The following is a 15,390-nucleotide window of genomic DNA, read 5'->3' as shown; positions in this document are numbered from 1 at the left end:
GATAATGCGGTACAAATGTAAGAAAATAGGGGCAATAAAAAACCCGCTCCATTATGGAAATGGAACGGGTTATCTTTATTGGTAATCCTAACGATTATGGATTCTGAACAATGTTCTCATTGTTGTTAATCTCCAACTGAGGAATTTGGAATCTCCATCTTGCGTTATTTACCTCTTGATCTACACGACCAAACGATGGATGGTTCGTTCCTGTGTAGTTTCTAACCAAAGGAACACCCAATCTCTTCTGATCCGACCAAGCGTAACCTTCGCCCCACATCTCAATTCTCTTCTGAAGAATGATTTCGTTGATGAGATCCGCACCCGATTTGCTGGACAAAGTATATCCGGAATCTCTTGCCGAAGTAATCTCATACAAAACCTGACGAGCCTGAGGTTCTTTGCCTTGTCTTGCCAAAGATTCTGCTTCAATATAATACAACAAGGAGGATCTTAGATAGATGTAATCTCCTTCAAAGAATGATGGATCCTTGAACTTGAAGTTGGTGTAAGCCGGATAAGTTTTCGTCTTATCATTGAACGTGTAGCTCGCTGAAGAAGCACCGTTAAAGTTTAGCTTTCTGTAATCTGTGCTAGGAATGGCATCGTAAAGTCTTTTATCAATAAGCTTATAAACACCTAACAGACCTGCATAACCATTGTTCGTACTATCCCAGTGAGAGAAGAAAGACGCATAAACCCCTGTTGTAAGAGACGTATGATCGAATCCCCACATAGCTTCCGTATTGCTAAGCTCCGAAAAGCCAGTGGACAAGTACGATGAACGACTCATCAAAGAATAGCCAGTCCGCGCCTCATTAGCATAAGTTGCAGCCTTCTCGTAGTTCCCCATCCAAAGATAAAGGTCTGCCGCCAAGGCTTTAGCCACTTTAGCATCCACTTTGGACTTATCGCTTCCTCGGCTATAACCATTAAGCAAAGAAATCCCTCTTTCCATATCGGCAACAACCGAAGCATAAACTTCCGAAACCGTAGATCTAGGAATACCGGTGGTTTCGCCTCCTTTGGTCAAAGGCACCGCCAAATCACTTTCGTGCCCCTTGTAAGAGAAGGTATAAAATCTCGTCAAACGGTCGTAGCTGTACGCCCGCATCACAAGAGCCTGCCCCAACACATAATTACTTTCGGCCGACGTAGAGCCTGAAGCCTCAATGCTACTGATGATTTTGTTAAGGTTAAAAATCTGGCTGTAATACGCTCTCCAAACCGAAAGGGTTCTTGAATTGGTTACCAACTGCCCCGTAAAGTTATAAAACCCGCCAAACCAATGGTTAATCATCTGAGCTTCATCGTTCGTCATCAAATCTGAAGCCGCATAAAGCCCCATTAAACCAAAATCATCATGATTAGTTGTCCCTCCCGCTTTATAGCTTGCATACGTTAAATAAACCCCATCCAAAAGTTTAGAAATGGCATCCGGATTCGAAGCCAACTGTGTGCTGGATACTTGTCCCTGAGGCTGAGGATCCAAAAAATCACTCCTACATCCCGTCAAAAGCATTGCGCATGACAGTGCTACCCCTATTTTAAATAATTTATTCATTTTTTTCAATCGTTTTTAATTAAAATTTAACATTAATCCCTACGGATGTTGTTCTAATAACAGAATACTGACCTGATGCTGATTGCCCCATTATGCTCATTCTTGGGTCGTAACCTCTACGCTTAGACCACAACGCCAAGTTGCTTCCTGTAAAGTAGATTCTAGCGCTTGAGATATTAAATGTTTTCAAGAAATTCTCAGACAGGTTGTATCCCAAGGTAACATCTTGCAAACTAATGTAGTCGGATTTGATTAGATAGAACGAAGACGCCTGAGCCTGAGTGGCATTAATCCGATCCACCCGAGGAATCGCCGCATTAGGATTTTCCGGAGTCCAAGAGTTAAACACATCTCTGTGGTAATTGGCACCAATATCTGAGCTTGAACTCAGCAAGTTCTGGTAAATAGCATCGTAACCCCATCCGCCAAACTGATAAGCAAAGTTAACTCTCGCGTTAAAACGACCAACGGACAAGTCTGTTCCGAAACCACCAAAAACTTTAGGAATAGCCGATTTACCTATAAAACGCTGAGTAGCTTGTGCAATAAGGTTTGTTTTTTCAAGAGTAACCTTACCGTCTGCATCGGTTACCTCTTTATACCATAGCGCATCCCCGTTTGTGGCATCCACTCCAGCAAATTCAAACATAAAATAGTCGTATCTAGAGTGCCCTTCCATCAACTTGAACGATCCGTCGATAATACCATTCTTAGCTTGAGCTCCAGGAAGTTTGGTTACGGTATTCTTATAGTGTGTTCCGTTTGCAAAAACAGACCATTTCACATTCTCTGTTTTAACCGGTACAACCTCGATGTTGGCTTCTACCCCCACGTTTTTCATATCTCCAACGTTTGCCGGAATAACGTATTGTCCGGTATTGGAAATAGGCTGAGGCAAGTAATACAACATGTCTGATACTTTTCTTTCAAAGTATTCCACATCAAGGAAGAATCTGTTTTTAAACCAAGCCGACTCAAATCCGGCATTGATATTTTGGGAAGTCTCCCATCTGAGGTTTTTCGCTCCCAAACTGCTCAACGTTGGTACCGGAGTATTCTGACCACTGGTTTGGATGTCATACAAGTCCAAATAAGTATAATAAACTCTAGCGTCTCTTCTTCTATTCAACAAGTTGTCATTTCCTTGCTCACCATATGAAGCTTTCAACTTGAGGGTATTAACAACATTGCTGTCCGCTAAAAAGTTCTCCTTAGCTACGTTCCACGCGGCGCCTAAACCAAAGAAAGTTCCCCATCTTGACTCCGGTGCAAAAACGGAAGAACCGTCTTTTCTAACGTTGGCATTAAAGAAGTATTTATTGTCATAGTTATACAGCAATCTTGAGAAATACCCTTCTACTCTATAGTCGGTAATCGAGCTTTTAAGGTACTGAATGTTTCCTCCGTAGTTAAGAGACGGCACATCCGGTAACAAAAGTTGTGTTTTTTGTCCTTCAATGTTATCCATTCTTAGGCTGTTTGACTCGTGCCCCAAAAGAACATTAAAGCTGTGTCCTCCAAAAGAACGGTTCCAAGTCAACAACTGCTGGTGGCCTACTGTAAGGTTACGATCCGTTCCGCGGGTAAGTCTTCCGTTAGCAGGAGCCGCATCCCCAGCAAGAGGCGTCGCCAAACGATGGTAAGTCCGGTTTAACAAGTCCACGGAGAAATTATACGTAAATTCAAAATCTTTAAGGAATTTTGCCGTTGCATAAAATCTGGAAGACAAATTATCGTTAACATCGTTATACTGATCCAAATTCAAGGTTCCCACCGGGTTTTGGAACGATCCGTACGCTCTCTTCTGCCCCAAAAACTGCCCGGTTCCGAAATCATAAACCCGATCTCCTTTTGCATCATAAAGAATGTTATAGTTAGCATCCCGAGCAAAAACCGGATAAATTGGCGCTATACCACGAGAAAAATTAAAAGCGTTAGAATAGTTACTCCCCGATCCTCTAGACCCTGGTTCAAAATTGGTATTTGCGTAATTGATATTAGCACCAAAACTAATATTTTCAGTTGCCTTATAATCTACATTAAGGCGAGAAGACATCCTTTGGAACCCGGATCTCAGGGCATACCCATTATCCTTAAGGTAACTTCCAGAGAAGTACGTTCTTACTTTTTCCCCATTGGAAGAAAGGCTAAAGAAGTGTTCCGTTCTCATAGAAGGTTTGAATAAATTTTTTGCCCAATTATCCTGATACAACAAATTGGCATTAGGATTAAATTGCCCGTTAACGATCAACTGATCGAAAGCAACATCATAGTTGTTATAACCAAGCTCTGAAAGTCCGGTTCTTGCAGCTTCGTGTGCTGCCGCCGCAGACACCCCACTTCCCGGGCTCGTAATATTCCCACGGTAAGCCCCCACTCTCAAACGATCGTAGTAAGCCATATAATATTCTTTCGGGCTTGTAATGATGTCGTAGTCTTTTACGGCTCTGGTGTTTACCCCTACTTTTGTGTCAAATTCCACTTCTATCCCTCTTTTCTTACCTCTCTTGGTGGTAATCATAATTACACCGTTCGCCCCTCTGGAACCATAGAGCGCATTGGATGAAGCATCTTTCAAGAACGTCATGGACTCAATGTCTTGCCCAGGAATAGAGTTAAGCTCTCCATTGTAAGGAATACCATCTAAAACAATAAGAGGTGCACTAGAGGAGTTGATTGACCCAATCCCTCGCATCCTAATCAAGGGATCTGACCCCGGCTGTCCCGAAGTGATTACCTGAACCCCTCCAACTTTACCCGTAAGCCCCTGAAGAACGTTACCATTCTGCAAATCCTTAACCGCTTCGGCCTTAAGTTGGGTAACCGATCCCGTAATCTCCTCTTTTTTCTGCTTACCAAAGGCTACCACAATAACCTCCTTGATATCCGCCGTCTTGGCGGTATCTACTGTTCTCTTTTGCGCTAACGCCTCTTGGCCGCCCACAAAGAACAAAACCCCAGCCGTTAACGCTTTCAATTTCACATTCATATTAACAAATTATTATAGTTCGGGACAAATATGTTAATTTTTTTTAACACTTGCAAGTTTTTTAAAAAAAAATGGCTTTGCCGTTTAGCAAAGCCATCTGAACTATAATAATTTGTTCTGATTAATTATCGTAGCCCGGATTAGATACCACCGGAGTCCCCGGCACATTGGTTTCCGATAGAGGAATTGGATAAGCTAAAAGATTATCTCCTACCCGCTTGTCTTTGGAAGTATCTCTCACCCCTGCACTGGTATAATAAGGAACCACTTCATTCCATCTCAAAAGATCCCAATACCTAAATCCTTCTCCTAAAAGCTCCAAACGCCTTTCCTTCTTGATATCTTCAAAGGTTACAGAAGTTGCCGCCGGCAATCCTCTTTTCGTTCTGATTGCATTATAGTAGGTCAGTGCGTTGGCCGATGACCCCGCTACAATTTCCGCTTCTGCTGCATTTAAAAGAACTTCCTCATACCTCACCACTTTGATATTAGAGGACCCTACAAAATTGGAAAACTTTCCGTTAACAAAATATTCCCCCAACCTGTTAGCATTAATAGCGCTTTTTCTGACATCACCGGCAGCGTAAGAAGAATACACCTCCGGCAATACCGCTATATTAGCATACCCGTTACTGTTAACGATAAGATCATAAGCATTATATCCCAAAGATCCGTTGATTCCCAAAGACAACTCGAAAACACTATTAACGCCTCCCTCTTGAGAAAACGACTTGATATAGTCGTTGCTTGCAACCACACTATAATTACCACTGGATATCACATCGTTAGCATAAGCAATAACCTTATCGTATTCCCCCTTATACAGATAATACCTCGACATCAAAGCTTCAATAGAATACTTGTTAAGATAGTTCTTTGCCGATACCTCTCCCGAATCGCCCACATTGGCAAGTGCTGCCGCAAAGTCCGCCTCTATTTTGGCCTGAGTCTCGGCTACCGTTGCCCGCCCCATAAGAACACTGGGATTATATTCCGTGGGAAGGACAACGCCCAATCTCCCTCCAGAATACTGCTGGCCGTACAACCTAAGCAAATCAAAGAACGCCAGCGCTCTCGCTGCATAAGCCTGCCCCTTCAAATACTTTACCCGAGTCGCTACCAAACTCGGATCCGAAGCTTCTCCCCAAGTCAGATTATCCGGTGCATTAATCACTGTATTCGCATTAGCGATGACCTGGTAAATCGCATACCATGTATTAGCGACCGCTGCCGTTTGTGAAGTCAAACGATAAGTTGCAAACTGAACATTACGCCCCGTTCTTTGGGTGCAGTAAGTCTCATCCGTATGCACTTGCGCAAGCGCCCTGTACTCGCGCCCTAAATAATTGGCAGAACGCATCTTGGTAAACGTCCCGTTTACAAAAGATTGCAACTGTTCCACCGTCGTGATAGCTCCCGCTTTTTCATCCTGAAAAAACTGAGTTTCCGTAAAGTCTCTGCTACAAGAAACAGACGCGACTCCCACCAACGACATTAACGATAAACTAAATATGATTTTTCTCATTTTCTTACTGTTTTTACTGTGTTAAAAGTTAAGATTAACCCCCAAACTAAACGTTTTTAGAGGTGGTAAGTTAAGGTTAGACGTTCCCTGTATAGCCAAATCTGGATCCAGTCTTAGATTTTTATCAAATACATACGTCCAAATATTATTCCCTAACACATAAACCTGAGCACCTTCCAAACCAGTGTTTCTCAAAAGTTCTTTTTTGAAAGAATAAGAAACCTTCAGTACCCTCAACCTCATATAATCACCCTTATACAACAGCCTGCTTGATATCGCATTGGCATTGTTGTTTCCAAGTCCGTAAATCGGAGCTGGATTCAACGCTTTCGGATTATCAGGCGTCCAATAATCTAACTGGGCTCTATACCCGGGGTAATTAACAGTATACTGCCCATCACTAAGCAAATAAATCCCCCAATAGTCGTAGATCTTGTTTCCAAAACCATAACTCAACTGCGCATCCAACGAAAATCCCTTATAACTCAACTGAGTATCAAACCCTCCAAAAACCTTGGCATAAGGCGCTCCCTGAATAGCCAACTGCGCCTTGTTATAATCCGATGTCGTCTCTCCATCTTTTCCATTAACATACCACAGAGGTTTACCATTCGTTTCATCCACACCAGCCCATTTTCTCATATAAAATGAGTTTGCCGCCTCACCTTCTCTCAAAATCATATCCCCCTTCACAACATCTTTCCCGTCATAGAGCTTCGTAATTCTATTATCCAGCGTACTAATATTAGCACTTGCCCTCCAACTAAAATCCCGTCCTTTAACGATCTGTCCTCCTAAAGTGAATTCAAAACCAGAATTAACCATAGCCCCGACATTAACGAATTTTCTTGCGTAAGCAGTTCCTCCTATTACCGTATATCCGCCCTGAGCCATGGACAAAGGAATGTCAAAAATCATATCCGACGTTGTCTTATGATAGTACGCCGCCGTCAAATTCAAACGGTCATTGAAAAGCCCCAAATCGAACTGTGCATTAAATGGCTTTAACGTCTCCCATTTCAAATCCGGGTTATCCACAGCCCTAAGAGTAGCTCCAGCTTGATTATTATAATTAGACGAATAACGGTACAAAGAATAAGGAATCACATCTGACGAAGGCAGATTTCCTACACTTCCGTAAGAAGCAGAAAGCTTCAACTGCGACACCACATCACTGGATCTCAACATTTCCAAACGGGCCAAATCCACACCTAAACCAGCAGACCAAAAATACCCTGTTTTTTTATCTGGCCAAAAATTGGAAACCCGATCCTCCCTACCAGACAAATCCAATAACACCAATCGATCATAATCGTAATGCAACGTAGCCGCATACCCCCCTCTAGAGGCTATACTTTTTCTTCCTACCGCTTCTCTCGGAATAATAAAACTATCCAAAGTTTTCAATGAAGTGGTTCCCACTGCATTGCCTACTCCACCAACCAATCTATAATCTGATTTATAAGCCTCCTGAATCAAGCTTGCATTAAAATTATTCCTATCTCCCAACCTAAAATTGTAAGAAAGAATATTCTGAATGTTAAAATTGAAATATCGGCTAGCATAACTATACAAAGCCCCCTTCAAACTGTACCCATCACCATGCAAAGGAGAATTATACGCATCCTCTTCCAAATTAATATACTCCGGAGCAAAAACAAACTTATAGCTCAGGTTTTTCAAAATTTTATACTCTGCCTGAAAATTGGCAAACACCCTAGCGGTTTTTGCTATAGAATAATCCAATTGTTGCACTGCCGCCACATTAAACAACCCATTAGACAAGTAACCCGAATCGCCATAATTATACGTTCCATCTGCATTTCTAACCGCATCCGTCGGCCTCAAAAAATACTGCCCCAAAATAGGATTTGAGTAACCTCCACCACCAATTAAAGCTCTTAATTCTCCGAACGAAAACTGCACGTCGGTACTCAAATTTAACTTATCCGTTGCTTTGTAAGTAACTTTATTCGTACCTGTAACCCTCTTAAAGTAAGACGATTTAACAATACTACTTTGATTAAAATACCCTAAAGATGAATAATAAGTCAACCTGTCATTCCCTCCCGAAACAGAGCCATTAACATTCTGAAGAAAGGCTCCACTGTTCTTTTCTGTCTCTCTTCTCCAATCCGTACTATTAGTACTATTAAATATATCCTGCAACGTTGCTCCCCGAGCACCGGACAACGCTTGCTGATAAGCCTGCTCTTTAGTAACAGAATATCTGTTAGCCAAGCCTTGGGCTATCAAATCCTTCCACTCTGCCGCACTCAGACTCTCATGCCCTCTTACTGCCCTAAACGAAACCCCGGACTCATTGGAGAAACTAAACTTCGGTTTCCCTTTACGACCAGCCTTAGTGGTAATAATCATCACCCCGGCACCAGCATCCGCCCCATAAACAGCCGTAGAAACCGCATCCTTCAACATCGTCACACTCTCAATGTCCGAGTCGTTCAAGTTTGCAAGAATATTAGATGTCGTCGTATTGGTAGATAAATCTCCTTGAGCTACCCTAACGCCATCCACTATAATGATAGGGTTATTCCTTCCATTGACAGATGCCATTCCCCGTATCCGAACATAAGCCGCTCCACCGGGCTGCCCCGTTGCCATCCCCGTCTGAACACCAGCCACTCTTCCCGCCATCGCCTTGTCAATAGAGCCCATGGAAACATCTGCCACTTCCGCTCCCACTCTACCTACGGAACCCGTAAGCTCTTTTACCGCTTTCTTTTGACCAAATCCCAAGACAACTACTTCCTCTATATCTTTTGTTTTAGTAGTGTCCACCGTTCTCTTCTGCGCTAACACCTCTTGCCCTCCCATAAAGAACAATACACCGGCTGTCAACACACTCCGTTTCAAACCCATATTAATAATTTTTTTCAATATTAGACAGTGCAAAGATGTTAAAAATTATTAACACAAGAAAATTTTTCTGAAAAAAAATAAATAAAAATTAACAAGTTTAAAAAAATAAATTCAAAAATAAAAAACAAAAAATACAATTACAAATACAAAAAAACAAAAACAAGATATAAAAAAATAAAAAACATCAAATTTTAATATTAAAAAAATAAAAATAAAAAATTCTAAAAAAATAAATATTTACCAGTTTATTTAATTAATAAAATTAGAAAAAACAGAAACAAATCACAATCAAAACACAATAAAAAAACTAAATAATTCTACCAAAGCATCCTCTTAGTACCGTTACAAAACTGATTTTCAAAAATCACGTCATTAATTTTGGTTATCTTTGTGTAACACTCAAAAATCACGTCATAATAATGAATCGAAAAAAATTTTTAAAAAACATGGGATTAGGCGTATTAGCATTAGGAGCCCCTAATCTAATCTCGGCTAAAAACAAAGGAGAAAAAACTTCGCCACACATTTTCGGCTCCCCGAATAACAAATACACAAACCCTGTCTTATCAACACTTGAACTGAATAAAGACTTAGGGTTAGGTGGGGTTCCTCTTGCCGGGTGCTGGAAAAAGACATCCGAAAAAGAAGCCCTTGAAACCTTAGAAGAAGCATGGAATTTGGGAATTCGTTTTTTCGACACCTCTCCCCGTTACGGCAACGGAATAAGCGAAAGACGTTTCGGTGTTTTTCTTGATGGCAAAAATCGGAGCGAATACCTCCTTTCTTCCAAAGTCGGCCGGCTTCTAAAGCCCGGAACCCCTCCAGAGAGTCAAGTCGCACACCTATGGAAGAACCCAATGAACGCTGTGTTTCACTACGATTACTCCGCTTCTGCTACAAGAAAATCAGTGGAAGACAGCCTATTAAGATTAGGAGTATCTTCCTTAGATTATGTCTTCATCCACGACCTCACTCCAGGAAATTTAAAAGAAAATTTTGAACATCATCTTAATCAAGCAAGACATGGAGCCATCCCCGAACTCATCAGAATGAAACAACAAGGAATGATTAAAGGATGGGGGTTTGGCATCAACAGCCCGGAAGCTGTTCTGAGGACTCTCGAATTCGCAATTCCCGATCTCTGCCTGATGGCAACCCAGTACTCCCTGTTAGATCATAAAGAAGCCTTAGAGATTACATTTCCGAAACTTCAGGAAAAAAAGGTTAAAATCATTTTAGGTTCCCCATTAAATTGTGGTTATCTCGCCGGAAACGAAACCTGGAATTATTCGCCTTCCCCCGCTCCAAAAGCTATCGCCGGGAAAAGAGACCAGTTAGCCGCACTATGCCATAAGTTTGGTGTCGACATGAGAACCGCTTCCCTCCAATTCGCCATGGCCCACCCCGCAGTAGTTTCTATTCTCACCGGATGCCGATCGGCTAAGCAAATTAGAGAAAATGTCCTGTCTTTACAACTTGAAAACAGAATCCCAAAAGAATTTTGGACCGCTCTTATCGAAACCGGATTGATTGCTCCCAATGCGCCCATCCCTCATTAATGACTGCTTTATTAAAAAAAGAGACCGCCTCAAAACTTTGTTTTGAGGCGGCTTTTTAAAATTAATATACCACTTATTTATCGAAAAAAGTTACTTTAGTTTCTTCTTCACCGCAACCTCTTCGTAAACTTCCAAAATATCACCGACCTCGATGTCGTTATACCCCTTGATGTTCAAACCGCATTCATACCCCTTTGTCACTTCCTTCACATCGTCCTTGAATCGTTTCAAACTCTCAAGTTCTCCATCATGCTTCACGATGCCATCCCTTAGCAAGCGGATCTTAGAACCACGGGTAACCTTGCCCGAAAGCACCATACACCCCGCAATCGTACCCACTTTGGAAATTTTAAATACCTCGCGGATTTCCACATTTCCAATAACCTGCTCGCGGATCTCAGGCGACAACATTCCTTCCATCGCTTCCTTCACATCGTCAATCGCCGCATAAATCACCGAATAAGTACGAATCTCAATCTCTTCCTTATCGGCCAAATCCTTCGCATTAGCTCCCGCTCTGACGTTAAAGCCAATCACAATGGCATCCGAAGCCGTCGCTAAAAGAATATCGGACTCCGTAATCTGTCCAACCCCCTTATGAAGGATATTGATCTGTATTTCCTCCGTGGAAAGACGCTGCAATTGGTCGGACAAAGCCTCCACAGAACCATCCACATCCCCTTTGAGGATAATATTAAGCTCCTTGAAGTCGCCCAAAGCAATCCTACGTCCAATCTCATCAAGCGTAAGATGTTTCTTCGTACGGATAGACTGCTCCCGCTGAAGCTGCTCCCGCTTATTAGCGATAGTCTTCGCCTCCTTCTCATCGTCGTACACACGGAACTTGTCGCCCGCCGTAGGCGCGCCATCCAAGCCCAAAATCGTTACCGGAATTGAAGGTCCTGCCGTCTGCATTTGACGACCCCGCTCATCCAACATCGCTTTGACCTTACCATGGTTACGCCCAGCCAGAACATAATCTCCAACCTTAAGCGTACCGGATTGAATCAACACCGTGCCAACATACCCTCGGCCCTTATCCAAAGAAGCTTCAATCACCACCCCTTGGGCGTTTTTGTTCGGATTAGCCTTGAGCTCCAAAAGCTCCGCCTGCAACAACACCTTCTCAAGCAACAAATCCACGTTGTTTCCGAATTTGGCCGAAATCTCCTGAGACTGAACATTACCTCCCCATTCTTCCACCAAAATATTCATAGCCGACAACTGTTCACGAATCTTATCCGGATTCGCATTAGGCTTATCCACCTTGTTAAGCGCAATAATCATAGGCACTCCCGCCGCCTGAGCATGGGAAATCGCCTCTTTCGTCTGCGGCATCACATCGTCGTCCGCCGCAATTACGATAATCACAATATCGGTAATCTGGGCTCCACGCGCTCTCATCGCCGTAAACGCCTCGTGTCCCGGTGTATCAAGGAACGTAATACGCTGTCCGTTTTCCAATTTCACATTATAAGCCCCGATGTGCTGGGTAATCCCTCCGGATTCTCCCGCAATCACATTGGTCTTACGGATATAGTCAAGGAGTGAAGTTTTACCATGGTCCACGTGCCCCATCACCGTTACAATCGGTGCACGAGCCACCAAATCTTCCGGCAAGTCCGGCGTTTCTTCCTCCGCCGTCTCTTCCAAGTCCGCGTCCGAAAACTGGATATTGTAACCAAACTCGTCCGCCACCAACTGGAGAATATCCGCCTCCAAACGCTGGTTCATCGTCACCATTACCCCCAAAGAGAAGCAAGTGGAAATCACCTCCGTAGGATTCACATCCATCAATGCCGCCAACTCGTTCACCGTGATGTATTCGGTAACCTTAAGTGTACGGTCTTGAGCATCCAACTCCTGCTGAAGCTCGTCTTGCTCTCTACGGTAAGACCTCTTCTCTCTTCTGTATTTTGAACTCTTGGACTTCCCTCCCTTATTGGTCAGTTTCTCCAAGGTTTCCTTGATTTGATTCTTCACCTCCTCATCGGTCAACTCTACCGGCATCACACGCTCGCCACGTCTTCCGCCTTTCTTGTTGCCACCGCGGCCGCCAGCATTCGCCCCTCCAGGCCCACGCTGACCACCCTGAGCACGTCCCGCAGGATTGTTCTGCGTTCCACTGCCCTGAGCTCCCGGTTGCGCCGGCTTTTCAATTCTTTTCCGCTTCTTCTTTCGCGCCGCGCCTTCTTTCGGCTTACTCTCAAACTGAGACAAGTCCACCTTTTCCTTCAAAATCTTAGGCCCGTCCAATTTTTGATACTGGGTTTCGATTTTCTCGGGCTTCTCAAACACGTGGCTCTCAACTTCCTTAGACTTGGCTGCCGGCTCCTGAACCTGAGGTTTTTGCTCCTCCGGTTTAGGCGACTCCTTAGGCTTCTGCTCCACAGCCGGCTTCTTCGACGCCTCTTTCTCCCGAGACGCTCTCGGCTTGGACGAAGATTCTATTTTGGAAAGATCAATCTTCCCTAAAACATGAGGACCCGATTTTGAAGATTTTTCTTCCGTTTTTTCCTCCTGAACCGGCAATTCCGAAGGCTTAGCCTCCACCGGTGCAGGCTGAGCATCCTCCACCTTCTCTTCTTTTTTAGGATTGAGGTCTATTTTGCCGAGGATTTTAGTCTCCGGCACACTGGCTTTCGCCCGAATGACCTCCGTTTTTTTCTCCTCCATTTCCAGTTTTTCCTCCGGAACTTTAGAGATGACGACCTCGTGGGATGCCTTACGCTGTTCTCCATCCTTCCTGAACTCGGCTTCCAACTCGGCCAATGCCCGTTCCTCCAATATTGCATTCGGGTTACTGTCTATTTCAATCCCCTTGCCCTGTAGAAATTCTACCGCTCTGGGAATGGAGATATTAAGTTCCTTTACTGCTTTATTTAATCTAATTTTTGGCATATACTGTTGTTCTCTTGTGCTTTTTAAAGCTATTTTATAAAATAGTTAATATCGTGATGGGGTTAGTCCTCGAACTCTTCCCTAAGAATCTGCTTCACCTCCTCAATGGTTTCCTCCTCCAAATCCGTCATGTTAAGAAGGCTGTCCGTATCCTTATCCAAGACGCTCTTGGCCGTCATCAACCCAACCTTCTTGAACTCGTCAATGATCCACTCCTCAACTTCGTCCTTAAATTCGTCCAATTTAACATCGTCATCCTCGCTCGCCTCACGGTAAACATCAATCTCATACCCGCTCAGCCAAGACGCCAAACGGATGTTCTGCCCCTGCTTCCCAATCACCTTGGAAATTTCCTCCACCGGCGTATAAACCAACGCATAATTCTCTTCGTCGTTAAGTTCAATCTTGTTCACCGTCACATTACCCAACGCACGCTTCACCAAGATTTCCGGATTTTTAGACCACTGAATCACATCGATGTTCTCATTCTTCAATTCCCGAACCACACCGTGAATCCTCGATCCTTTAACCCCAACGCAAGCACCCACCGGATCAATACGGTCGTCATAAGCATCCACCGCAATCTTCGCCTTCTCGCCCGGAATACGAACCACTTTCTTAAGCATAATCGTCCCGTCCTGAATTTCCGGAATTTCCAGCTCAAGAAGCTTCTCCAAAAACTTAGGCGCAGTCCTAGACACGATAATCTGAGGCTTAGCCCCTTTAAAATCAACGCTCTCTACAATAGCCCGAATATTCTCACCCTTCTTGAAAAAGTCCGAAGGAATCTGATTTTCCTTAGGCAAAATAAATTCATTCCCCTCATCATCCAATAAAATCACATGCTTGTGACGGATATGGTGAACCTCGCCCACAACAATCTCCCCAATCCGATCGCGAAACTGCTCGTACAACATCGAATTATTATGCTCCTGAAGCTTCGTCACCAAAATCTGCTTTAGCGTAAGAATGTTTCGCCGACCCAGCTGTGCCACCGGAATCTCCATCGTATATTCTTCGCCAACCTCAAACGTAGGATCGATTTTCTTCGCCTCGGAAATCTCAATCTCCAAATCGTCATCCTCCGACATCTCGTCCTCCACAATCGTCTTGTTAAGGAAAATCTGAAAATCCCCCTTATCCGGATTCACAATCACATCAAAATGATCATCCGAATCGTAACGCTTTCTCAACAACGTCTTCAATGACTCCTCAATAATCGCCATCAAATCAATCTTGCTGATATTCTTATCCTCTTTAAAATCGCCAAACGCTTCAATTAAAGCTATATTATCCATTCTTTTTTGGGTTTATCGTTTATATATCGCGCCAATCCCCGCCAAACCGAGCCAAAGACGCCTTTTCGTTCTGTTCTATTCTTTAAAATTTAATATGGACCACCGCTTTCTTAATCGCATCGTAAGCCACCGCACGCTCTTCCTCCACATCCTCCTTGCCCTTCCCAACCGCCTTAGGCCTACGGTAACGCAAAAGAAGGACAACACCAGCCTCATCCGCACGAATCAACTCGCCCTCAACCTCCGTGTCATCCTGAAGAACCACCCGAAGCATCCGCCCCAAATTCTTCGCAAACTGACGAGGAAGCCTAAGCGGCTCACTAAGCCCAGCCGACATCACCTGAAGACTAAAATCATGCGCCTCCCGATCCATATTAAACTCTATCGCACGGCTCGCATCAAGGCAGTCCTGAATGCTAACCCCCTGGTCGCCATCCAATACCACTACCACATCATCCCCCGCCGAAATCTTAAGGTCAATAAGAAACAAATCGGTACGTTGCTCCAAAAAAGCCTGCAAATGCGCTTCAATCTTACTTCTAAAATCCATCATATCAAGTATTCAAGTGGACGGTACAAAAAAAGGCTTTCTTCCGAAGGCCTTCTCATCTGTATTCCGTAAATCCAGTGCAAATATACAAATAAATTACAAACCCCACAAATATTCGAAAATG

At 43.6% G+C, this 15,390-nt stretch carries 8 protein-coding genes; 1 reads left to right on the top strand and 7 read right to left on the bottom strand.

Translation table 11 applies throughout. The annotated features are described in order from the left end of the window. Positions 1-94: 94 nt before the first annotated feature. The 4 genes from VQ048_RS02660 to VQ048_RS02645 form a co-directional block, all read right to left on the bottom strand. Positions 95-1,564 (bottom strand): RagB/SusD family nutrient uptake outer membrane protein, encoded by a 1,470-nt coding sequence (locus tag VQ048_RS02660; RefSeq protein WP_327610130.1) that lies wholly within the window; start codon positions 1,562-1,564, stop codon positions 95-97. A gap of 19 nt (positions 1,565-1,583) precedes the next feature. Continuing rightward, positions 1,584-4,553, bottom strand: coding sequence for a SusC/RagA family TonB-linked outer membrane protein (locus VQ048_RS02655; RefSeq protein WP_327610129.1), 2,970 nt, complete (start codon positions 4,551-4,553; stop codon positions 1,584-1,586). A 121-nt stretch (positions 4,554-4,674) separates the two neighbouring features. Beyond that, complete coding sequence (locus VQ048_RS02650; protein WP_327610128.1) at positions 4,675-6,078, bottom strand: RagB/SusD family nutrient uptake outer membrane protein; 1,404 nt, start codon at positions 6,076-6,078, stop codon at positions 4,675-4,677. A 21-nt stretch (positions 6,079-6,099) separates the two neighbouring features. Further along, positions 6,100-8,958: a SusC/RagA family TonB-linked outer membrane protein gene (locus VQ048_RS02645; RefSeq protein WP_327610127.1), complete on the bottom strand. Its 2,859-nt coding sequence runs from the start codon at positions 8,956-8,958 to the stop codon at positions 6,100-6,102. A 446-nt stretch (positions 8,959-9,404) separates the two neighbouring features. Between VQ048_RS02645 and VQ048_RS02640 the strand changes: the two genes are divergently transcribed. Beyond that, a complete protein-coding gene (locus VQ048_RS02640) occupies positions 9,405-10,517 on the top strand; it encodes an aldo/keto reductase (protein ID WP_327610126.1) in 1,113 nt (370 codons plus the stop codon). A gap of 90 nt (positions 10,518-10,607) precedes the next feature. Here VQ048_RS02640 and infB read toward each other — a convergent pair whose 3' ends face one another. The 3 genes from infB to rimP all read right to left on the bottom strand — a co-directional run bounded on the left by infB (position 10,608) and on the right by rimP (position 15,266). Then, positions 10,608-13,418 (bottom strand): translation initiation factor IF-2, encoded by a 2,811-nt coding sequence (gene infB / locus VQ048_RS02635; RefSeq protein ID WP_327610125.1) that lies wholly within the window; start codon positions 13,416-13,418, stop codon positions 10,608-10,610. A 62-nt stretch (positions 13,419-13,480) separates the two neighbouring features. After that, the gene (gene nusA, locus VQ048_RS02630; protein WP_327610124.1) at positions 13,481-14,716 is read right to left on the bottom strand and encodes a transcription termination factor NusA; all 1,236 of its coding nucleotides are present in this window, start codon (positions 14,714-14,716) and stop codon (positions 13,481-13,483) included. A gap of 82 nt (positions 14,717-14,798) precedes the next feature. Continuing rightward, a complete protein-coding gene (gene rimP, locus VQ048_RS02625) occupies positions 14,799-15,266 on the bottom strand; it encodes a ribosome assembly cofactor RimP (protein ID WP_327610152.1) in 468 nt (155 codons plus the stop codon). Between the last annotated feature and the right edge of the window lie 124 nt (positions 15,267-15,390).

The sequence above is a fragment of the Bergeyella anatis genome, from assembly GCF_036016955.1.
In the GTDB taxonomy this organism is placed as follows: domain Bacteria; phylum Bacteroidota; class Bacteroidia; order Flavobacteriales; family Weeksellaceae; genus JAYWXI01.
This window is presented reverse-complemented; position numbering and strand designations above follow the sequence as displayed.